Here is a 21,035-nt window from a genome sequence, read left to right as displayed (position 1 = left end):
TAGCCCGTAATCTGATTCCTACGACCAAGCCGCAGCTTACCTAAGCTTAAGACGAAACTTCCTCGTCATCCCTGCGAATAACGCCGACTTCTTTTACCTACGAACCGCTGCAAAGTCCCTCGCCTGATCAAACAGTGCGAGGGATTGCAGATGGTTTTTTTCGTTAGCGCCCAGGTTGTCCGGGGCGTCTTTTGATTCCGGTGATTGCCAGCTTTGTACTGGCCCCGATGGATCCCGAAGCGCTGGACGCTGAAAAGGTTCTTCGTGATTTCCGCAACTGCCTGAACACTTTCGATACGTGGGCCGACAGCTTTTTAAGTGGCTCGGCACTGGAAGTGGAGCAGGTGTTCAAGGTCGGTGACGACGTCGCACTGGTTGCGCCGATCTCTTCCGGCACGCCCAGTCGCACCGTCGCCCAGTGCAAGGCCCAGGGTGGGCTGACCCTGGTGCATCTGTTCGAGAGCACGCGGTTCGTGCCGATCGGCAACACGCCGGTCACGCTGCAAGCCATCGCACCGGACGGCACGCCCATTGGCGCGCCGCTGCAGCGAACCATCGGCCCCAGCGGCATTCTCGAAGTGCCCGAGTGCACCCGCAATCAGCAGTACCAGATCACGTTCTACCCCAACGTTTCCAGAGATCACGTCAAGGCGCTGTATGCGTCCTACCAGTCGGTGATCGCCGGGCTGGAAACTGACCTGCGCCAGCAATGGCGCGAGCACTTCGAACCTCAGTGGGCCGACTTTGCAAAGGCGCCGGCCTTCAAACGCAGCGCGAAGCAAGGGATGGCCTTTGCGAGCGGGATCGGCAAGGCCTTCTACAACCTGTGGGACAACCTTACCGAGCTGGTCGACCTGCTGGCGAACCTCAAATCCAACAGCGAGCAGTTGCTGAAGTACCTCTCCCAAGCCGAGCTGGATCAGTTGCTCAAACTGGGTAAAGACACGCTTGCCCAGGGGTTGCTGGTGCTCAGTGATGAGCCGCTGTTGTTCATTTATTTATCGGCGGTAGTGGCCTGGTTACGCCTGCTGCCGCCGCCCGAGATGTACGAGCTGGTGGGTGAGATAACCGGCGAAATCCTGATCAATCTATTGCTGATCTGGGCGACGCGGGGGATTGGGCTCCAGCTTCGGCTGGGGGCCCAGGTACTCAGTCACGTCAAATCCGGGCGGGCGCGGGCGTTGTTGGAGTTACTGGCCAAGCAGGTTGTAGGGCCGGGGCTGGAAACCCATGTTGAGGCCGCCAAGCCGGTGTTGCTGAGCAGTGCGGCGGTGCCGGTCAAGGCGGTGCCCGTTGGGCCATTGAAAGTGGGCGAGACGTTGGTTTCAAACCCGGTGCCGGCGGTGCGCAGCAAGACGCAGCGCACGGCGTTGGTTCGCCAGGAGGCGGTGGATGATGTGCCTGCTTCCGCTAAAAATCCGGCCGGGGATGCTGCTGTCTCTTCGGACAAGACCGTCACCCACGGCTGCCCGGTGTCGATGGTCACCGGGGAGGAATTGCTGACCCTCACCGATGGCGCGCTGGATGGAATTTTGCCGTTCGAGTGGACGCGCTTGTATCGCACCAGTGCGGTGGAAGTGGATTGCGGGTTGGGGTTTGGCTGGAGCCATGCGCTGGCGCAGCGGCTGGTGGTGTCGGGCGATTCGGTGGTGTGGACCGATCATGAAAACCGCTCGACCACCCTGCCCTTGCCGACGGTGGCTCGGCCAGCGATTACCAACAGCCTGGCGGAAGCGGCGATTTACCTGGGGTCGTTGCCGGATGAACTGGTGCTGGCCCAGGGCTCGCGGTTCTACCACTTTTGCGACGGTGCGCTGACGGCGATCAGCGATGTGTATGACAACCGGTTGCGCATTTTCCGGGATCGGTTGGGGCGGATTGAGCGGCTGGATAACGGTGTCGGCCGCTCTTTGTTTTTGCGCTATGAGCTGGATCGCATTGTGGCGGTGGACTACCAGGTTCATCGCGCCAAGGGCTATGAACCCTTTGTTTGGGTGACCGAGCAGAACGTCGTTTCCTACGTCTATGACGACAGTGGACGGCTGGTGTCGGCGACCAACGCTATCGGTGAATGTGAGCGTTATCGGTACGACGAACAGCACGTCATTCTCGAGCGGCAACTGGCCGGTGGCGCGAGCTTTTTCTGGGAATGGGAACGCACTGGCAAGGCCGCACGCTGCGTCCGGCACTGGGCCAGCTTTTCGCAGATGGACACGCGGTATGCCTGGGGTGAAGACGGCAGCGTCACCGTGCACAACGCCGATGGCAGCCAAGAGGTTTATGTTCATGACGATCGAGCGCGACTGGTACAGCGCATCGACCCGGACGGCGCCCGGCACTTCAAATCCTACGATGACAAGGGCCGCCTGACCGTCGATCAAGACCCGCTGGGCGCGGTGACGGCGTATCAGTACGACGACGCCGGACGCCTGGTGGCGGTGTTTCCGGGGGATGACGAGCCGACGTCCTACGAACATGACAACGGCTTCGTACGCGTGGTGCGCCGGGGTGAGGCGGTCTGGACATACGAGCGTAATGACCAGGGCGATGTCACTCGCCAGATCGATCAGGATGGAAATGCGACCGACTACAGCTACGACAAACAGGGGCAACTGACCGGCGTTTGGTTCCCCGATAACAGCTGCCATCGGTTGGTGTGGAATGAGCGCGGGCAACTCGTTGAAGAACAGCTGCCCAATGGCGGGATCAAGCGCTATCGCTATGACGACCTGGGCCGGCAGATTGCGCGAGAGGATGAACACGGCGCGCTGACTCAGTATCAATGGGACGGTGTGGGTCGGTTAACTCGCTTGGTACTGCCGGACGGTGCCACACGGGAATTCAGCTACAACCCCTACGGAAAAATCATCGCCGAGCGCGACGAACTCGGCCACGTCACCCGCTACGAATACGCCGACGGCCTGCACCTGATCAGCCGCCGCATCAACGCCGATGGCACCCAGGTCAAGTACCGCTACGACAACGCTCGCTTACTGCTAACCGCCATCGAAAACGAGGTCGGCGAAACCTACCAGCTCGACTACCACCCCAACGGCCTGATCCAACAGGAAACCGGTTTTGACGGCCAACGTACCGCCTACGCCTACGACCTCAACGGCAACCTGCTGGAGAAAACGGAACACGGCGACGACGGCCGTCAGCTAGTCACCCAATACCAGCGCGACCATGCCGGTCGCCTCGTACGAAAAACCCTGCCCGATGGCAGCACTGTCGACTATGCCTACGACCGCCAAGGCAACCTCCTTAGCGTCGACGACGGCCACTGGTTTCTGGCCTACGAATACGACAAACAAAACCGCCTCACCGCCGAACATCAGGGTTGGGGCACCCTGCGCTATGGCTACGACGCCTGCGGCCAGCTTCAACATTTACGCCTGCCCGACAACAACCGCCTCACCTTCAACCACGACAAAGGCGGCCACCTCACCACCGTCGAGCTGAACGGTGCGCTGCTCACCTCGCACCTGTTCAAAGCCGGCCGCGAACACCAGCGCCAACAAGGCCAACTGCTCAGCCACTACCACTACGACGACCAAAATCGCCTGCACGCCCACGCCGTCACCCAGCAACAAGACCACCTCTACCAACGCCACTACGACTACGACAAAACCGGCAACCTCACCCGCCTGCACGACACCCGCAAAGGCGAACACCTTTACCGCTACGACCCGCTCCACCGCCTGACCCGCGCCGATCATTCGCAAGACGCACAGGAGCGTTTCGGCCACAACCCTGCCGGCAATCTGCTCATGCAAGACAGGCCGGGGCCGGACATCGTTGCGGGTAATCGGCTCGTGATCCAAGGCGATCACCATTACGACTACGATGCCTTCGGCAACCTAATCCGCGAGCGGCGAGGCAAAGGTCACTTACTCGTTACCGAGTATCGATATGACTGCCAGCACAGGCTGATTGGTCTAACCAAGCCCAACGGCCAATGCGCCACTTATCGCTATGACCCATTCGGTCGGCGTATCAGCAAAACCGTCGATGGGAAAACCACGGAGTTCTTCTGGCAAGGCGACAAGCTGATCGCCGAACACCATGCGGAACGTCATCGCAGCTACATCTATGAGCCGGACAGCTTCCGCCCATTGGCACTGCTGGCAGGCTTCGGCCCACAAGAAACCAAGCCCTACCACTACCAACTCGACCACCTCGGCACACCGCAGGAACTCACCACGCCTGAAGGCGACATCGTCTGGTCCGCCCACTACCGCGCCTACGGCGAAATCAGCCACCTCGACGTCGGCAAAATCGACAACCCGCTACGTTTCCAAGGCCAATACTTCGATCAGGAAAGCGGCCTGCACTACAACCGCCATCGCTACTACAATCCGGATATTGGTCGTTACCTGACGCCTGATCCGGTGAAGCAGGCGGGTGGGCTCAATGCGTACCAGTACGTACCCAATCCTACGGGCTGGATCGATCCGCTAGGCTTGAACACTTGCCCAGGCGAAAATGGGTGTAAACCACAGTCAAAAACTGAGTCACCTAACGAACAAGCCAACGTTAACGAGCGGTCACCGTCTGTTCCAACCCCTCGCGGAAAGCGGAGCTATCTTTATCGAGGAGAATCAAGAGAGCCCGAGGAAATATTTGACAAAGGATTCGAAAGTAGAGGGTCAAGTACAGATCTTTTCCTACACGTTTTGAATAATGCCAGTCCTCCCAGCAACTTCATCCCTACGTCAACCTCAATGAAGCAAGCGCTGGTATTCGCGTCAAGTTTTGGATTTGAAGAAGGCTTCTTATATACACTTAAAAGAATACCCGGACGGGACGTAAATAGAGAGCTGGGCGCTCGCTCCAAACACAAGAACGAGGCAGAAATTGCTATTCCCGGACGTATAGACACCAAAGATATTCTAGGAGCCTCACCCGTCAACGAAGACGGTACGTTCAAGGGATACACGATATTGAACCCTAACAGGAAATACCCATGAAATCGCGCGAAATCATTATCATCAGAAACGGTGTCCATGAACGCGCGGTGGTCGAATATGAGGCAGGAAAAACAGCCCTTAGCGTGGTACTGAGCAACGGGTTGCGAAAAACTCACACGGCTAGTGACTTGTTCGAAAGCTTCGGTTTGTTAAGAGCAGATTTGAAAGATATAAAATTTCTATGTAAAGGATCCAAAATCAACGTCCATCCTTCCGGGATGTCCTCACATATGTCGAATGGCCTGGTCGCCTACGAGCTGACGATAGGAAAGCCAAGTGGCGAGCTCGTACATATTTTCACTTATGAGGAAAACGATCTCACTAGTGACATTCAAGAACAACGCGACTTTTGCCAGCGCTGGGCTATATCGGTGGAGGAATGAGTTATCAGCCGTCGTCTGCTGGCTGGGCCCTACACCTATAGCGGCCATAGCCAACGCTAATTCGCCGACCCGCCACCCCCAACCTACACTCTGTCCAAGTTGTTTCAACGGACAGAGGATTCACCACCATGGGCAAACGTCACCCCAATCTCCCCGCCTGGCAATGGCGTAATTACCCACAAAATCATCAGCACCCCACCAACCTGGCCTTGCACCTGATCGCCGTGCCGCTGTTCATCATCGGCTTTCTGTTGATCGTTTCCGGTGTGTTCAGCCTGAGTTTGGTCAGTTTGGCAGTAGGCGTGATCGGTACCCTGGCAGGCCTGGCCCTGCAACGTCACGGCCATAGCCTGGAAGCCCAGGCGAGTGAGCCGTTCAGTGACCGCAAAGATGCGATGCAACGCCTGGTGGTCGAGCAGTTCGTGACGTTTCCGCGTTTCGTGCTCAGCGGTGGCTGGTGGCGTGCCTGGCGCCAGCGCCACCGGCATTGAAGATCAGGCGAAGACCACCACAGTCTGGCGGCTGAGGGCGATCAATTCGCCGCTCGGGCTCCAGAGCGCGGCGGCGGCATGGCCATAGCCGTCGCGGGCATGTTCGATATTGACGTGGTATTGGCACCAGTCGAGGGTGGTCAGGTTCTGCAGTGGCTGAATGAACTCGATGGTCCAGGTCAAGGTGCTGCCCGGCGCCGGTTTCTTGAGGTACGGGAGCAGAGCGGGCGGCCAGGCATCGACCAGCGCAAGAATATGCGCCTCGGTCAGCGGCTCTTCTTTCACATCCCCACGCAAACGCACCCAACCGCCCATTTCGCGGGATTGAGTGCCGGTAAACGGCAGGCCGCCGACGCTCCAGCGCATCGCCAGGTGCCGCATGAATTCAGGCGTGACGCCTTTGATGTAAGGCAGTTCCTGGCATTCATCCCAATGCTTGAACGCAGGTGGCGGCTCGCTCGCAACGTCGATTTCCGACGCGCGGGACGCACCAAAACTGGCCTGGACCAAGGTCGCCACTTCACCGTTCTGCACCACCCGGCCCAACAATTGGCTGACCGCCTTGCCTTCGCGCAAGACTTCCACTTGATAGCTGGCGGGTACATCCGGCGCTACCGGGCCAACGAAGGTGATCGCCAGTGAGCGCAGCGGCCGTTCTGCCGGTACTTGGGCACGCAAGGCTTCGTATTGCAACGCCACGACCAAACCACCAAAGGTGGCGCGGCCTTGGGCCCATTCGGCGGGAATGGTGACATCCAGCGGTTGGCTGCGGGCAGCGTCGAGCAAATCACTAAAGCGCATGGCGACCTCACATCAAGAAAATCGATGAGGGATCTTAACCACCACCCCCGTCAGGTACAGCGCCTATTCCGGCCAAAAGCCGGACCGGTTCAGAAGAAATTGGCGCTGAGCTTGTCCAGCACCCGATCCGCCCGCGCCTCGGCCTTGACCATGGTTGCACGCCAGGTCGCCACACAGGGTTGCAGGTCAGCCTGGTGCTCGGCCTGGATCAGCCACTGCCAGCAGTCATGCCAGTCACCCAGTGCGCCTTGGGCTTTTTTCAAACCCGACAGGGCATTGGCAGGCAATTTCTCCAGCTCGGGATAGGCCTCGGCAGCGTAGCGCACGCGCTTGATCAGCAAGCGCAAACGGTGGCGATCATGCTCCGGATCCTTCAGCGCATGAGCGAGTGTCTTCCATTGCTTGGCCAGGCGTTTCTGGATACGCGAGCGCAGTCCCTTGAGCAATTTCTGATGCTGGGAGGCACGGATGAACCGGGGAAACGCATCGAGGATCAGCAGCAGGTGGGCCAGCTCGGGGCTCTGCGCCACCTGCCGATAGGCATCTGGTTGCAGGCGCAGACGCCGATCAGCCGCGTCATGGTGACCCTGCCGATGCAAATACGCCGCCAGCACCTCACGGTCACGTAGCGGTGTAGTCAATTGGCCGACCGCACTGGCGGCCGATTCCAGTTGCTCAACACCTGGCAGCCCGCGCAAAGGGCGCAATAGACTGCGCAGGCGGCGCACAGTGGTGCGCAGATCATGCAGGGCTTCATCATCGGTGACGGCGGCAAGACGAGCCTGGCAGCTCAGTATCCCTACTTCCAGGCCAATGACCTGAGCGACCAACTGGTTGATCAGCGCTGACATCCTGCCCTCCCTTTGCAATGACAAACCTTATGCGCAGCTGACGAAATCAACGCCCGGCGCGTGACTCACGGATATAGAAGCGCGCCTTCTCGGCCTTGTTGGCGCACCCTTCGAACGCTTCGAATTGCTGCTGGGTCTTGGCTCCTGTCAGCAGCGACAACGCCTTGGAGTAACTGACGGTGCCGGCAAAGCCTTCGGCCTTGGCCAGGTCCAGTTCTTTCCAGGCGGCATCCAACTGCGACCCGCAGCTGTCGCGATACGCGGTTTTCCCGGCACAGCCAGCCAAGGCCAACAGGATCACAGGCACACACATCCAGGCTTTCATTGATGACACCTCAAAATATACAAAAATCTGTCGTAGCCTGTAGACGTTGCCTACAGGGAAAAGTGCCTGTCCTTAGCCTGAAATCGGTAATACCTATTGTCAGAGCATACCCGAGCCTAGTCGCGATTCTGGAAAAATATTGCCAAGGCTTACCGAGGATTGAAGCAGCCCCCTGGATGGGTGCATTGTGGGCACCTGTTTTGCGAAGGATCTGGTCATGAAGAAACGTGTTGCCTTAGTGCTGGGCTCCGGCGGAGCCAGGGGCTACGCCCATATCGGGGTGATCGAAGAAATCGAACGACGCGGCTATGACATCGCCTGTATTGCCGGCTGTTCGATGGGCGCCGTGGTCGGCGGCATCTATGCAGCCGGCAAGCTGGACGAGTACCGAAGCTGGATCGAAAGCCTCGATTACCTCGACGTATTGCGCCTGGTGGATGTGAGCTTTCGCCTGGGCGCGATTCGTGGTGAAAAGGTGTTCGGGCAGATCCGCAAAATCGTCGGCGAAATCAATATCGAAGAGCTGCGCATTCCCTACACCGCAGTGGCCACCGACCTCACCAACCAGCAGGAAATCTGGTTCCAGGAAGGCTGCCTGCACCAGGCCATGCGTGCGTCCGCCGCGATCCCCAGCCTGTTCACACCGGTGATGCAGGGCAACCGCATGCTGGTGGACGGCGGCTTGCTCAACCCGCTGCCCATCGTGCCGGTGGTGTCGAGCCATTGCGACCTGATCATTGCCGTCAACCTCAACGCCACCAACCAGAAGCACTACCATTTGCCGGTGATCCAACACCCGCCAGCCTTCAAAAGCCGCTTCAACAGCCTGGCCAAATCACTGGGTTCGCACCTGCCGTTTCGGCGCAAACAGGCAGAGCAGTTGATGAAGCTCGAGCAGGAAGCCTTGCAGGCCCAGGCCGCCGAAATCAACCCGTGGCTGGAGTCCGCCGAGCCGGAATCCCAGCAACCCGCCGCCGCGCCGGAAAAACCCGGTGCGCCAAAGTCGGCCACGGGCTCGTTCATCATCGACAACGTGGGGCCGGCCTCACTGTTGGACCTGATCAACCAGAGTTTCGAGGTGATGCAAACGTCGTTGGCACAGTACAAAATCGCGGGCTACCCGCCAGATGTGCTGATCAACGTGCCAAAGCGGGTGTGCCGGTTTTTCGAGTTCTACAAGGCTCCGGAATTGATCGCGTTGGGGCGGGAAATTGCCAGCGATACGTTGGATCGGTATGAGAGTGAACAGTCTTGAGATTGTCGGCGTTGCTGATGGCCCCATCGCGGGCAAGCCCGGCTCCTACAGGGGAATGCATTGCAAAGGTAGGAGCTGGCTTGCCTGCGATGACGCCAGGGCAGGCGCCAACGATCTAGGCCTCTAACAACCTGTAACCCACCCCCGCCTCCGTCACGATAAACCGCGGCTGCGTCGGATCATCCGCCAGTTTCTGGCGCAAATGCCCCACCACAATGCGCAGGTAGTGGCTGTCTTCGGTATGAGTCGGGCCCCAGATATCCTTGAGCAATTGCTGCTGGGTAATCACCCGCCCTGGGTGCCGCGCCAGTTGCGCCAGCACTGCGTACTCCTTGCGGGTCAACGCCACTTCGGCGCCGTCCAGCAGGACGCGGCGGTAGGCCAGGTCGATCGTCAGCGGGCCGAAATTCAACGCCGCTTCCTGGGCCTCGCCCGCCGGCGCCTGGCGCAACAGGGCGCGCACACGAGCGAGGAATTCCTGGATGCCGAAGGGCTTGGTCACGTAGTCGTTGGCGCCGCCATCAAGGGCTTCGACCTTCTGCCCTTCGCTGGCCCGTACCGACAGCACCAGTACCGGCACCGTCGACCATTCGCGAAACTCGCGCAGCACTTGCTGGCCGTCCATATCGGGCAAGCCGAGGTCAAGCACCAGCAAATCCGGTTTGCTCAACGCCGCCTGGGCAAGGCCTTCGTTGCCGGTGCCAGCTTCAACTACCTTGTAGCCCTGGGAGGCCAGGCTGATGCGCAGGAATTTGCGGATCTGCGGTTCGTCATCAATGACTAGAATCGTCGCGGTCTGGCTCATGGTGTCCAATAAAAATTCATTAAAAACCAACCATTGTAGGAGCGAGCTTGCTCGCGAAAAACATACAGGCTCCGCGTGCATTCAGGATGCCATCATTATCGTTAACGACCTTCGCGAGCAAGCTCGCTCCTACAGGTTTTGCTCCAGCGCAGGCTGCGTCGGCAATGGCAGAAACAGGGTGATGCAGGTGCCCCGCCCGTCAATGCCATCCGCCACGCTGATATGCCCACCGTGCGCGCCAACCATGCCCTGGCAGATCGCCAAGCCGAGGCCGGTGCCTTGTCCTCCCCGATCACCTCGGGCAGCGGTGTAGAACATGTCGAAGATCTTCGCACGCTCATCCTCGGGAATCCCCGGTCCCTCATCGGCCACGGCGAAAAACAACTGGTTGTCCGCTACGCCAGCGCTCAACTGCAAACGGCCCTGGGGCGGTGAAAAGCGCGCAGCGTTTTCCATTACATTGACCAGGGCCTGCTCGATCAATGCCGCATGCACGTAGAGCAATGGCAGCTCCGGCGGTACATCGGTACTCACCTGCAACGGCGCCAGCACTGCGCGCAATCGGCCAAGCGCGCTGCCGACGATATCGCCGGGCGAGACCCAATCGCGTGCCAGCTTCAACGCGCCGTGGCCCAGGCGGGTCATGTCCAGCAGGTTCTGGATATAGCGGTCGAGACGCTCGGCCTCGTCGCGGGTGCCTTCGAGTAATTCGCGACGATCCTCCAAAGGGATTGCCTCGCCCAGCGCCAGCAGGCTGTCGATACTGCCGCGCATGGAGGTCAGCGGCGTGCGCAAATCGTGGGATACGGAGGCGAGCAAGGCGCTGCGCAATTGTTCGGTTTCGCCGTGCAAACGCGCGGACTCCAACTCCTGCCCCAGTTGTGCCCGCGCCAGCGCCTGGGCCAGCGGCTGGCTCAAGGCGGTAAGCAGCCGACGGCGTTGGCCGCTCAATTCCAGGCCCGGTTTGGCACTGACACCGAGCAAACCCAAGGGCCCCTCTTCGCCCGACAACGGCCACCACCACCAACGCCCAAACGGCAAGGTGCCGGTGCCCTTGCCTGCCGGTTGATCGTGCTGCCAAGCCCAGTCGGCAGCGGCACGTTCAGCCTCGGTAAGGGTCAGCGGGCCGCCGGTTTCGATCACCCAGCCGCCCTGGCCGTCGCGATTGACCAGGCATAAGTCCAAGTCGTTCCAGCCTTGCAGGTGATGAGCCGCCGCACTGACAACGGCCTGGCGATCCGTGGCTGCAGTAAGCTTGCGTGACAGGTCGAGCAGTTCGCTGGTTTCTTCCTGAGTATCGCGCAGCGCCTGCAATTGCCGACGTTGGCGTGCGGCCAGGTTGCCGGTGAGCGCTGCCATCAGCAGGAAAAACAACAGCGTGAGGACATCCTCCTCACGCTGGATGGCAAAGGAAAAATTCGGCGGGATAAACAGAAAGTCGTAGGTCATGAACGACAACGCCGCACACACCAGCGAAGGCCCCAGACTGCTGCGCACCGCCACCAGCAGGACCGCCGCGAGAAACACCAGCGAAATATTCGGCAACGGCAATACGCTGGACACGCCCCAGGCCACGCCGGCCGCGACAACGGTTGCCAGCACGGCCAAGGCGTAGTCGAACCAGCGCAGCCCACGCACATCCGGCAGGCGCGGCGGTGCGGGAACGTCGTCGCTGTCGAGCACGTTGATTTCCAACCCTCGCGCATTGCGCAACAAGCGCGCGGCAAGGCCGCCGCCGAACAGCCGTCGACGCCAACGCATACGTGACTGCCCCACCAGCACCAGGCTGGCGCGGCGTTCGGCGGCATGCTGGATCAGCGTCTTGGCCACCTCCCCGGCACGCAGCAACACCACTTCCCCACCCAGCCGCTCGGCCAGTTGCTGGGCGTTTTGCAGGCGCAGGCGCGATTGCTCATCCCGGGCACGACCGTTGTCCACATGCACCAGGCTCCAGGGCAGATGCCGACGCTGGGCGACTCGGCTGGCGTGGCGCACCAGCCGTTCGGCTTGGGCGTCGCCATCTATGCCCACCAGCAAACGACCACGTACCGCTGGCGCAGCTTGCCCGAGTTGGCGATACCCTTGGGCCAGGTCATCATCGACATGAGCGGCAGCCGTTTGCATGGCCAGCTCGCGCAAGGCCATCAAGTTAGTCTGGGTGAAAAACGCATCGATGGCCGCACGCGCCTGTTCTGGCACATACACCTTGCCGTCGCGCAGGCGCTCGAGCAATTCGCGGGACGGCAGATCGATCAGCAGCAGCTCGTCTGCCTCTTGCAGCACCCAGTCCGGCAGGGTTTCACGCACCTGCACACCGGTGATGCCACGCACTTGGTCATTCAGACTTTCCAAGTGCTGGACGTTGACGGTAGTGAACACATTGATGCCCGCAGCGAGCAATTCCTGAATATCCTGCCAGCGCTTTTCATGCCGGCTGCCGGGCGCATTGCTATGGGCCAGTTCGTCCACCAGCACCAGCTTGGGCTTGGCGGCGAGCAGGCCGTCGAGGTCCATTTCTTCGAGCATCACGCCACGGTATTCGCTGCGCAACAGCGGTTGTTGCGGCAGGCCGCTGAGCAAGGCTTCCGTCTCGGCACGGCCGTGGGTCTCGACCACCCCGGCAATCAACGGGACGCCCTGGCGCAGCTGGGTGTGGGCCGCCTGGAGCATGGCGTAGGTCTTGCCCACGCCGGGCGCGGCGCCGAGGAAAACTTTGAGCCGGCCACGGCCGTTGCGGGGCAGATCGGCTAGCAGGGCGTCGGCGCGGCCGGAGTCGCTCATGCGGATAGTGTCCTTCAGGTATCAAAGTAGTCAGGCTCAATGCAAATCACATGTGGGAGGGGGCTTGCTCCCGATTGCGGTGGTTCAGCTGAAATAGTGTTTGCTGAAACTCCGCTATCGGGAGCAAGCCCCCTCCCACAGGGGTTCAGAGTTTTTCCAGGGCCATGTTCAGTGCCAGTACGTTGACGACAGGCGGACCCACCAGCGGGCTTTCGATGTGTTCATCCAGCAACCGCTGCAAAGTCGACACTGGCACATTTCGCGCTGCCGCCACACGCGCCAGTTGATAGGCAATTGCCGCTGGTGGCAAGTGTGGATCAAGCCCGCTGCCGGAGGTCGTCAGCGAGGCCAACGGTACCGGCCCCTGGCCAGGCACCTGTTGTTTATTCGCATCATCGAAGATACGCGTGGCCAGCGCGGGGTTGCTCGGGCCCAGGTTGCTGGCGCTGCTGGAGACGGTCGCGTACGCCCCGGCCGAGGGGCGTGGATGGAACCAGCTATCACCGCTGAAATCCTGGGCGATCAGGCTGGAACCGCGCACCTTGCCACTGGCATCGCGCACCAGGCTGCCGTTGGCCTGGTCCGGGAAGGCGACTTGCGCGACGCCGGTCACTACCAGCGGATAGGCCACGCCGGTGATCAGGGTCATGAGCACCAGCAGGCTCAGGGCCGGGCGGATTATGTTGGTCATTTCAAACTCCTCACATTGACTCGATTGGATCGTTCCCACGCAGAGCTGGGAACGACCAAAGCACGTTCACCACAAAGGACCGCGGGTCAAACCAGGTGCAGCGCCGTCAGCAGCATGTCGATCGCCTTGATGCCCACAAACGGCACCAGTAGCCCACCCAGGCCGTAGATCAGCAGGTTGCGTCGCAACAACGCCGCCGCACTCGCCGCCTGCACCCGCACGCCGCGCAGGGCCAGGGGAATCAGCACTACAATGATCAACGCGTTGAACACGATGGCCGACAGGATCGCGCTCTGCGGGCTCTGCAAGTGCATGACGTTGAGCACGCCCAGTTGCGGGTAGATCGAGGCGAACAGCGCCGGCAGGATCGCGAAGTACTTGGCCACGTCGTTGGCGATGGAGAAGGTGGTCAGCGCGCCGCGGGTCACCAGCAACTCCTTGCCGATCTGTACCACGTCCAGCAGTTTGGTCGGATCGCTGTCGAGATCGACCATATTGGCGGCTTCACGCGCAGCCTGTGTGCCATCGTTCATCGCCATGCCGACGTCGGCCTGGGCCAGCGCCGGTGCGTCGTTGGCGCCGTCGCCGCACATCGCAACCAGGCGGCCGTCGTTCTGCTCATGGCGGATACGCGCGAGTTTCTTCTCTGGGGTGGCTTCAGCCAGCACGTCATCCACGCCCGCTTCGGCGGCAATCGCGGCGGCGGTCAGCGGGTTGTCGCCGGTGACCATCACGGTACGAATGCCCAATTTTCGCAGCTCGGCAAAACGCTCGCGGATGCCCGGCTTGACCACGTCTTTCAGGTGGATCGCGCCGAGCAACTTGCCATCGGCGCACACCAGCAATGGCGTGCCACCGCTCTGGGCGATCTTGTCGATTTCCCGCGACAACGCCGGCTGCAGGTCGTCGCGTTGCTGGCCGATAAACGCCAGCAGCGAATCCACCGCGCCCTTGCGGAAGACGCGGCCCTGGTAGTCGACACCTGACAACCGGGTTTCGGCACTGAAGGGGACCGCGGTCAGCTCTTCCAGCGTCGGCTCTGCCTGTGGGTGCAAGGCGCGCAGGTATTCGACGATGGATTTACCTTCCGCCGTGTCATCGGCCAGGGAGGCGAACAGCGCACCTTCCGCCACTTCCCGGCCACTGACGCCCGGCGCCGCCACCACTGCCGAGCAACGACGGTTACCGAAGGTGATGGTGCCGGTCTTGTCCAACAGCAACACATGCACGTCCCCCGCCGCTTCCACCGCGCGACCGGACTTGGCAATCACGTTGAGACGCACCAGACGGTCCATGCCGGCGATGCCGATGGCCGACAGCAAGCCGCCGATGGTCGTAGGAATCAGCGTCACCAGCAGTGCGACCAGGAATACCAAGGGCAGGCTGCCATTGGCGAAGTGGGCGAACGGCTGCAGGGTCACCACCACCAGCAGGAAGATCAGGGTGAGGCCGATCAGCAGAATGTCCAGCGCAACTTCGTTGGGGGTTTTCTGGCGCTTGGCGCCTTCCACCAGCGCGATCATGCGGTCCAGGGTGGACTCACCGGGGTTGGCGGTGATGCGGATCAGCAGCCAGTCCGATACCAGGCGGGTGTTGCCGGTGACGGCCGAACGGTCGCCGCCGGACTCTCGGATCACCGGGGCCGATTCGCCGGTGATGGCCGCTTCGTTGACGGCGGCGATACCTTCGATCACCTCGCCGTCGCCTGGGATCATTTCGCCGGCGGCGACTCGCACCACGTCACCCTTGCGCAGGCTGATGGCCGGTACCACTTTGAAGCTGCCATCGGCCTCCTTGCGGCGTGCGCTCAGGCCTTCACTGCCGGCCTTGAGGCTATCGGCACGGGCCTTGCCACGGCCTTCGGCCAAAGCTTCAGCGAAGTTGGCGAACAACACGGTGAACCACAGCCACACAGCGATTTGCACGGCCACGAAGGTCGGCACGGCAGTGTCGGGCACAAAGCACAGCACGGTGGTGAGGATGGCGGTCAGCTCGACCACCAACATAACCGGGGAGCGCTGCAGTTGGCGCGGGTCCAGCTTGACGAACGCCTGGACCAGCGCCGGGCGCCACAGGGCGGACATCGCGGTTTTGGCGGGTTCCTGGGCTTTGACCGGGGCCGCATTATTTACAGGCATATTCATTTTCATATCCCCTTGTTAGAAGCCCATGCTCAGGTGTTCAGCAATAGGACCCAGCGCCAGCGTCGGCAGGAAAGTCAGGCCGCCCACCAGCAAAATGGTCACGGTCAACAGGGTCACGAACAACGGCCCGTGGGTCGGGAAACTGTTCTGGCCAATCGGCGCGGTCTTCTTCATCGCCAGGCTACCGGCCAGGGCCAGTACCGGAAGGATGTAACCGAAACGACCAATCAACATGCCTAGGCCGAGCATCAGGTTGTGAAATGCGGTGTTGCCGCTGAACCCGCCGAACGCCGAACCGTTGTTGGCACTGGCCGAGGTGTAGGCGTAGAGCAACTGGCTGAAGCCGTGGGGGCCAGGGTTGCTGATGGCGCCGGCCGGGCCTGGCAGGCTGGCGGCGATGGCGCCCAGCACAAGCACACCCACCGGCATCACCAGCAGGGTCACCACCAACAATTGCACTTCCTTGGCCTGGAGCTTCTTGCCCAGGTATTCCGGGGTGCGGCCGATCATCAGGCCGGCGAGGAACACCGCGATCAACACGTTGAGCAGCATGCCGTACATACCGGCGCCGACGCCGCCGAAGATCACTTCGCCGACCATCATGTTGACCAGCGCCACCATCCCGCTCAGGGGGTTGAGGCTGTCCTGCATGCCATTGACCGAACCGTTGGACGCCGCGGTAGTGGTGACCGACCAGAGCACCGTGCCGGTGGTGCCGAAACGTGCTTCCTTGCCTTCCAACGGCGCAGTTTGTTCAACGGCCGGGTTGTTCAGGGTTGGGTTGGGCTGGTACTCGGCCCATAGCGAGGTCGCGCCGCCAATCAGGAACAAGGCCAGCATGCACGCGAGGATCGCCCGGCTCTGGCGCAGGTCTTTGACGTAGTGGCCGAAAGTGAACACCAAAGCCACCGGGATCAGGATGATCGACGCCAGCTCGAACAGGTTGGCCCAGGCTGTCGGGTCTTCGAACGGATGCGCCGAGTTCACTCCAAAGAAGCCGCCGCCATTGGTGCCCAATTGCTTGATCGCAATCTGGCTGGCTGCAGGGCCCAGGGGGATGACTTGATCCACGCCTTGCATCGTCACGGCATCAACGTAATGGGCGAAGGTCTGCGGCACGCCCTGCCACACCAGAAACAGCGCCAGCACCAGGCATAACGGCAGCAAGCCGTAGAGCGTGGCGCGAGTCATGTCGACCCAGAAGTTACCCAATGTCTTGGTGGATTTGCGACCGATCCCACGGCAAAGCGCGACCAGGACTGCCAGGCCGGTGGCGGCACTGACGAAGTTCTGCACGGTGAGGCCGACCATCTGGCTGAGGTAACTCAGGGAAGCTTCACCGCTGTAGTTCTGCCAGTTCGTGTTGGTCATGAAACTGACCGCCGTGTTGAAGGCCAACGTCCACTCCTGACCCGGCAATTTCTGCGGGTTGAGTGGCAGATAGTCCTGAAACAACAGGATTGCGAACAGCAGCAAAAAACCCGCTAGGTTGAACGCGAGCAAGGCCAGCATGTATTTCTGCCAGCTTTGCTCCTGTTGATCGTCCACGCCCGAAAGCCGATAACAGGCTTTCTCGACAGGCCCCAGCACCGGCGTCAACCAAGTGCGCTGACCTTCCATCACCTTGTAGTAGAACCGCCCCAGAAACGGTGCCGGCACCAGTACCACGGCGAAGAAGGCGATGATCAGCCAATAGTCATAACTGTGCATAGCCTGCTCCTAGTTCCGATCCGCGCGTAACAGCGCAACCAGCAGATAAATGAACAGCGCCACGGCCAATAGCAGTGACACCCCGTCCAGAACGCTCATGGAAGTTTCTCCGTTTAACGGCGAGTGCCGCGTGTGGAGCAATTGTCCGCAGGAGGGGTGTAAAGGAACGAGAGCGAGGCGGTGCGCGGGGCGTAAAGATGGCGTAAAGAGTGGCTTTATGCGGCGATTACACCCTGGGATTTCGGCGCCTGTGCAGGTGCTATCGTGAGCAATCCCCCTCCTCCACTTGCCCGAGTTTTCATGCCGAGCGCCGATCACCTGTGGGAGGGGGCTCGCCCCCGATGGCGCCAGCCAAGCCACCCTCGCACTCATCTGGTGCGCCGCCGCCAACATTCAAACGCCAAACCATCCCCCAAACGACAGCCGCGCAGCTTTACGACAGTGATTCTCAAGCTGGCATGTCCACTGCAACACCTTGAATCATTCCAAACCGTTCAGGGAACTCCTCACAATGAACACACAACTCAAACCCACCTTGGGCACCCTGCATCTATGGGGCATCGCTGTCGGCCTGGTGATTTCCGGCGAGTACTTCGGCTGGAGCTATGGCTGGGGCGTGGCCGGCACGCTGGGCTTTCTGGTGACCTCATTGATGGTCGCCGCGATGTACACCTGCTTCATATTCAGCTTCACCGAGCTGACCACCGCAATTCCCCATGCGGGCGGACCCTTTGCGTACAGCCGCCGCGCCTTCGGTGAAAAAGGCGGCCTGATTGCCGGCCTGGCGACCCTGATCGAATTCGTCTTCGCCCCACCGGCCATTGCCCTGGCCATCGGCGCCTACCTCAACGTGCAGTTTCCGGCACTGGACCCGAAACACGCCGCCGTCGGCGCCTACATCGTATTCATGGGCCTCAACATCCTCGGCGTGAAACTCGCCGCCACTTTCGAACTGGTGGTATGCGTACTCGCCGTCGCCGAACTGCTGGTGTTCATGGGCGTCGTTGCCCCGGCGTTCAGCTTCAGCAACTTCGCCCTGAACGGCTGGGCCGGCTCCGACACCTTCGGTGCCCCGGCGATTGCCGGCATGTTCGCGGCGATCCCCTTTGCCATCTGGTTCTTCCTCGCCATTGAGGGCGCGGCCATGGCAGCCGAAGAAGCGAAAGATCCCAAGCGTACGATTCCGAAAGCCTACATCAGCGGCATCCTGACCCTGGTGATCCTGGCCATGGGCGTGATGTTCTTCGCCGGCGGCGTAGGCGACTGGCGCACCCTGTCGAACATCAACGACCCGCTGCCCCAAGCCATGAAAACTGTAGTGGGTACAAACTCCGGCTGGCTGCACATGTTGGTATGGATCGGCCTGTTCGGCCTGGTGGCGAGCTTTCACGGCATCATCCTCGGCTACTCGCGCCAATTCTTCGCCCTGGCCCGCGCCGGTTACCTGCCCTCCTTCCTGGCCAAACTGTCGCGATTCCAGACACCCCACCGCGCCATCATCGCCGGCGGCGTGGTCGGCATCGCCGCGATCTACAGCGACGGCCTGATTAACCTGGGCGGTATGACCCTGACCGCGGCGATGATCACCATGGCCGTGTTCGGCGCCATCGTCATGTACATCATGAGCATGCTCAGCCTGTTCAAACTGCGTAAGACCGAACCACTGCTGGAACGTACCTTCCGCGCACCGGGCTACCCCATCGTGCCAGGTATTGCGCTCGTATTGGCCATGGTTTGCCTGGTGGCCATGGCCTGGTTCAACACACTGATCGGGTTGATTTTCCTCGGCTTCATGGCCGTGGGTTTCATCTACTTTCAACTGACCGCCCAGGACCGCGCCGATGCGCCGGCGGATGCGATGTTGACCGGGCTATAGGGCTTGCGAGGCAGAACGGGCCTACAATGAACTACTTAGAAAGCCCGTAACTCAAAGCAGTTATTACCGTGGGAAAATTCTCCCCCGGCTATCTGCCTCAAGGAGAGCCTTATGCCGTGGTATGCGTGGTTGATTATGGTAGTCGCGATCGGGTCGATCGTCGGTGGGCTGATGATGCTGCGTGACAGCGCCAACAAAGTGGAACTCACCGACGACCAACGCAAACGCGTGGCCGAACGCAATGCGCAAGCGGACGCCAAGGATGCGCAAGACCGCTAAATCGCTTACAACCCTGTGGCGAGGGAGCTTGCTCCCGCTGGGCTGCGAAGCAGCCCTACTCCCATTGCGCCTTGGCAATATGTAACCCATGTTGCCCCTTATAGGCCGCACGCTCCGGCTGGCTCCAGCCACTCAGCAATTCAGCCTCCAGCCTGTAGATCTCAACCCCCAACGGACGACACACCGTCAACGGATCCTGCGCATCCGGCCCCCACATCGGCAACGACAAATCCCCCCCTGGGCACGTCGACAAGGCACACAGCAGATCAATCTCGGCAAAGAACTCCAAGTAATCCCCCTTCTGCGCCGGACAGGCTTTCATAAAGTACATGTCATCGTGATTGAGCCCGGTGCACTGGAAGATATTCAGCACGTCATGCACGTCGAATTCCGTCAGGCCGTGGGGTAACACTGCCCGAGTCAGGTTTGAGTGGCAGTGATGATGGAAGTCCTCGCCAGTGAGCATGCGGTTTACATAGGGATCACAGCGTGTGCCGAGCAAATCGTGCAGCCGCCCGCCGTGCTCATCGATACCGTAACTTGCCAGGCTGTCGTCGGTGATTGTGACTAGCGGTCTCAGAAATGGCAGGTTCGACCACAGACGGTCATGGGTGCTGACATGGGCACCTTGAAGCTGCCGAGTACGCGCCGCCCACAAGCGCTCGCGTGGATCATTGGCGTTCCACACGTTGAAGTCACCTACCTGCGGGCCCACTGGCGTCGTCACACGAAACACATGCCCGGCCGGCACTTTCCACGCCCGGCCCGTGCGGATTGGCACCTCGAACTGTTCGATCAGCATGCGCTGGGTTTTCTGATCACGAATGCGCTCATAGAACGCCGCATCCACCTGCAACGCCGAACCTTTGCTGACCTGGTACGCGGCGGGATAATCTTTGTACATGGGGCAATCCTCCATCAAGGGTGATCAAACAGTGCCAGGGAAAGGCGCTCGGAATCGTCCAGATAAAGGCTCATCGCCTCGCTGGCGGCTGGTTTGTTATCGCTGGCTAACAGCGTGTAAATCTCACGATCACGTTCCAGCCAGGGCGATTGGAAACGTTGCTCATCAGGCGCGGCGCAAAACACCAGGCGCAATTGAGCGATCACCTGAGCGAAGAAATCATCGAACAGTGGGCTGTGCATCAGCCCGACAATCTGTTGGTGAAACACCAGGCTGTGAGTGGCCACAGAGCGCCAGTCCTCACGTTCCCGCGCCAAGGTGGTAGCGTCGATTGCGTTTTGCATGCGCTCGGATTGGTCGTTGGTCAGAGAGCCGCTTTGGGCAATGGCTTGCAGCTCCAAGGTGCGGCGGACCACAAACAGATCGCGCACTTCGTCACGTTCCAGGCGGCGCACCATCACACCCTTGTTACGCACATACCGAGTCAGCCCTTCCTGCCCCAAACGATGCAAGGCTTCGCGAATCGTATTACGTGATGCGTTGTAGGCGCTGACCAGGTCGACCTCAATCAACGGCATACCCGGTAACAGCCGCCCGCCAATGATATCGGCGCGTAGTTCCAGGGCGATCTGGTCGGCCAGGGACACATTGAGCTTCATTCAATACCTCAAGATTGTTGAACAATCGTTAATCTTGAGGTAATCACTTTTCATGCCAGATTGGGTTTAGTACACGCGTATCAAAGCGTAAGAAAGGCCGATCATCGATC

Annotated in this window: 17 protein-coding genes; 6 read left to right on the top strand and 11 right to left on the bottom strand. The window is 60.5% G+C overall.

What is annotated here, in order from left to right; genetic code table 11:
- The first annotated feature begins 191 nt into the window (after positions 1-191).
- From C4J94_RS08460 to C4J94_RS08450, 3 genes are all read left to right on the top strand, one after another.
- Positions 192-4,970, top strand: a complete 4,779-nt coding sequence (locus tag C4J94_RS08460) for an RHS repeat-associated core domain-containing protein (protein WP_256657664.1) — start codon at positions 192-194, stop codon at positions 4,968-4,970.
- The gene (locus C4J94_RS08455; RefSeq protein ID WP_124385747.1) at positions 4,967-5,353 is read left to right on the top strand and encodes a hypothetical protein; all 387 of its coding nucleotides are present in this window, start codon (positions 4,967-4,969) and stop codon (positions 5,351-5,353) included. Before C4J94_RS08460 ends, C4J94_RS08455 begins: the two co-directional genes overlap by 4 nt.
- Positions 5,354-5,481: 128 nt before the next feature.
- Positions 5,482-5,844 (top strand): Mpo1-like protein, encoded by a 363-nt coding sequence (locus C4J94_RS08450; RefSeq protein WP_124385746.1) that lies wholly within the window; start codon positions 5,482-5,484, stop codon positions 5,842-5,844.
- A gap of 3 nt (positions 5,845-5,847) precedes the next feature.
- Here the strand turns inward: C4J94_RS08450 and C4J94_RS08445 are convergent, their stop codons facing one another.
- From C4J94_RS08445 to C4J94_RS08435, 3 genes are all read right to left on the bottom strand, one after another.
- Complete coding sequence (locus C4J94_RS08445) at positions 5,848-6,645, bottom strand: acyl-CoA thioesterase II (protein WP_124385745.1); 798 nt, start codon at positions 6,643-6,645, stop codon at positions 5,848-5,850.
- An 89-nt stretch (positions 6,646-6,734) separates the two neighbouring features.
- On the bottom strand, positions 6,735-7,496 hold the full coding sequence (locus C4J94_RS08440; protein WP_124385744.1) for a CHAD domain-containing protein: 762 nt from the start codon (positions 7,494-7,496) through the stop codon (positions 6,735-6,737).
- Positions 7,497-7,542: 46 nt separating this feature from the next.
- The gene (locus C4J94_RS08435; RefSeq protein ID WP_124385743.1) at positions 7,543-7,821 is read right to left on the bottom strand and encodes a hypothetical protein; all 279 of its coding nucleotides are present in this window, start codon (positions 7,819-7,821) and stop codon (positions 7,543-7,545) included.
- A gap of 217 nt (positions 7,822-8,038) precedes the next feature.
- Between C4J94_RS08435 and C4J94_RS08430 the strand changes: the two genes are divergently transcribed.
- Complete coding sequence (locus C4J94_RS08430) at positions 8,039-9,076, top strand: patatin-like phospholipase family protein (protein ID WP_124385742.1); 1,038 nt, start codon at positions 8,039-8,041, stop codon at positions 9,074-9,076.
- Between the two features lie 115 nt (positions 9,077-9,191).
- Here C4J94_RS08430 and C4J94_RS08425 read toward each other — a convergent pair whose 3' ends face one another.
- The 6 genes from C4J94_RS08425 to kdpF all read right to left on the bottom strand — a co-directional run bounded on the left by C4J94_RS08425 (position 9,192) and on the right by kdpF (position 17,306).
- Entirely contained in the window at positions 9,192-9,881 is a 690-nt protein-coding gene (locus C4J94_RS08425; protein WP_124385741.1) for a response regulator, read from the bottom strand.
- A 129-nt stretch (positions 9,882-10,010) separates the two neighbouring features.
- Positions 10,011-12,662 carry a sensor histidine kinase KdpD gene (locus C4J94_RS08420; RefSeq protein WP_124385740.1) on the bottom strand — a complete coding sequence of 884 codons (2,652 nt, stop codon included), beginning with the start codon at positions 12,660-12,662 and terminating at the stop codon, positions 10,011-10,013.
- Positions 12,663-12,807: 145 nt separating this feature from the next.
- Positions 12,808-13,353, bottom strand: coding sequence for a potassium-transporting ATPase subunit KdpC (gene kdpC / locus C4J94_RS08415; protein ID WP_124385739.1), 546 nt, complete (start codon positions 13,351-13,353; stop codon positions 12,808-12,810).
- A gap of 86 nt (positions 13,354-13,439) precedes the next feature.
- Positions 13,440-15,503 (bottom strand): potassium-transporting ATPase subunit KdpB, encoded by a 2,064-nt coding sequence (kdpB, locus tag C4J94_RS08410; RefSeq protein WP_124385738.1) that lies wholly within the window; start codon positions 15,501-15,503, stop codon positions 13,440-13,442.
- A gap of 9 nt (positions 15,504-15,512) precedes the next feature.
- Positions 15,513-17,207, bottom strand: a complete 1,695-nt coding sequence (gene kdpA, locus C4J94_RS08405) for a potassium-transporting ATPase subunit KdpA (protein WP_124385737.1) — start codon at positions 17,205-17,207, stop codon at positions 15,513-15,515.
- 9 nt (positions 17,208-17,216) lie between these two features.
- Complete coding sequence (gene kdpF, locus C4J94_RS08400; protein WP_003218754.1) at positions 17,217-17,306, bottom strand: K(+)-transporting ATPase subunit F; 90 nt, start codon at positions 17,304-17,306, stop codon at positions 17,217-17,219.
- Positions 17,307-17,718: 412 nt separating this feature from the next.
- Here kdpF and eat point away from each other — a divergent pair, with 412 nt between their 5' ends.
- Together eat and C4J94_RS08390 are read left to right on the top strand one after the other, a co-directional pair.
- A complete protein-coding gene (gene eat / locus C4J94_RS08395) occupies positions 17,719-19,083 on the top strand; it encodes an ethanolamine permease (RefSeq protein WP_124385736.1) in 1,365 nt (454 codons plus the stop codon).
- Between the two features lie 111 nt (positions 19,084-19,194).
- Positions 19,195-19,362: a DUF2897 family protein gene (locus C4J94_RS08390; protein WP_110623306.1), complete on the top strand. Its 168-nt coding sequence runs from the start codon at positions 19,195-19,197 to the stop codon at positions 19,360-19,362.
- A 55-nt stretch (positions 19,363-19,417) separates the two neighbouring features.
- Here the strand turns inward: C4J94_RS08390 and C4J94_RS08385 are convergent, their stop codons facing one another.
- Positions 19,418-20,266 (bottom strand): DUF1989 domain-containing protein, encoded by an 849-nt coding sequence (locus C4J94_RS08385; protein WP_124385735.1) that lies wholly within the window; start codon positions 20,264-20,266, stop codon positions 19,418-19,420.
- 14 nt (positions 20,267-20,280) lie between these two features.
- Positions 20,281-20,925, bottom strand: coding sequence for a GntR family transcriptional regulator (locus tag C4J94_RS08380; protein ID WP_124385734.1), 645 nt, complete (start codon positions 20,923-20,925; stop codon positions 20,281-20,283).
- Positions 20,926-21,035 lie beyond the last annotated feature (110 nt).

Source organism: Pseudomonas sp. R5-89-07, from assembly GCF_003851685.1.
In the GTDB taxonomy this organism is placed as follows: Bacteria; Pseudomonadota; Gammaproteobacteria; order Pseudomonadales; family Pseudomonadaceae; genus Aquipseudomonas.
This window is presented reverse-complemented; position numbering and strand designations above follow the sequence as displayed.

Excerpts from the sequence above, each read along its gene's own strand:
- C4J94_RS08430 (WP_124385742.1), top strand. The coding sequence starts at position 8,039 with ATGAAGAAACGTGTTGCCTTAGTGCTGGGCTCCGGCGGAGCCAGGGGC.
- kdpC (WP_124385739.1), bottom strand. The coding sequence starts at position 13,353 with ATGACCAACATAATCCGCCCGGCCCTGAGCCTGCTGGTGCTCATGACC.
- C4J94_RS08455 (WP_124385747.1), top strand. The coding sequence starts at position 4,967 with ATGAAATCGCGCGAAATCATTATCATCAGAAACGGTGTCCATGAACGC.
- C4J94_RS08440 (WP_124385744.1), bottom strand. The coding sequence starts at position 7,496 with ATGTCAGCGCTGATCAACCAGTTGGTCGCTCAGGTCATTGGCCTGGAA.
- C4J94_RS08380 (WP_124385734.1), bottom strand. The coding sequence starts at position 20,925 with ATGAAGCTCAATGTGTCCCTGGCCGACCAGATCGCCCTGGAACTACGC.
- C4J94_RS08435 (WP_124385743.1), bottom strand. The coding sequence starts at position 7,821 with ATGAAAGCCTGGATGTGTGTGCCTGTGATCCTGTTGGCCTTGGCTGGC.
- kdpA (WP_124385737.1), bottom strand. The coding sequence starts at position 17,207 with ATGCACAGTTATGACTATTGGCTGATCATCGCCTTCTTCGCCGTGGTA.
- C4J94_RS08450 (WP_124385746.1), top strand. The coding sequence starts at position 5,482 with ATGGGCAAACGTCACCCCAATCTCCCCGCCTGGCAATGGCGTAATTAC.
- eat (WP_124385736.1), top strand. The coding sequence starts at position 17,719 with ATGAACACACAACTCAAACCCACCTTGGGCACCCTGCATCTATGGGGC.
- C4J94_RS08445 (WP_124385745.1), bottom strand. The coding sequence starts at position 6,645 with ATGCGCTTTAGTGATTTGCTCGACGCTGCCCGCAGCCAACCGCTGGAT.
- C4J94_RS08390 (WP_110623306.1), top strand. The coding sequence starts at position 19,195 with ATGCCGTGGTATGCGTGGTTGATTATGGTAGTCGCGATCGGGTCGATC.
- C4J94_RS08425 (WP_124385741.1), bottom strand. The coding sequence starts at position 9,881 with ATGAGCCAGACCGCGACGATTCTAGTCATTGATGACGAACCGCAGATC.
- C4J94_RS08420 (WP_124385740.1), bottom strand. The coding sequence starts at position 12,662 with ATGAGCGACTCCGGCCGCGCCGACGCCCTGCTAGCCGATCTGCCCCGC.
- C4J94_RS08385 (WP_124385735.1), bottom strand. The coding sequence starts at position 20,266 with ATGTACAAAGATTATCCCGCCGCGTACCAGGTCAGCAAAGGTTCGGCG.
- kdpB (WP_124385738.1), bottom strand. The coding sequence starts at position 15,503 with ATGAAAATGAATATGCCTGTAAATAATGCGGCCCCGGTCAAAGCCCAG.
- kdpF (WP_003218754.1), bottom strand. The coding sequence starts at position 17,306 with ATGAGCGTTCTGGACGGGGTGTCACTGCTATTGGCCGTGGCGCTGTTC.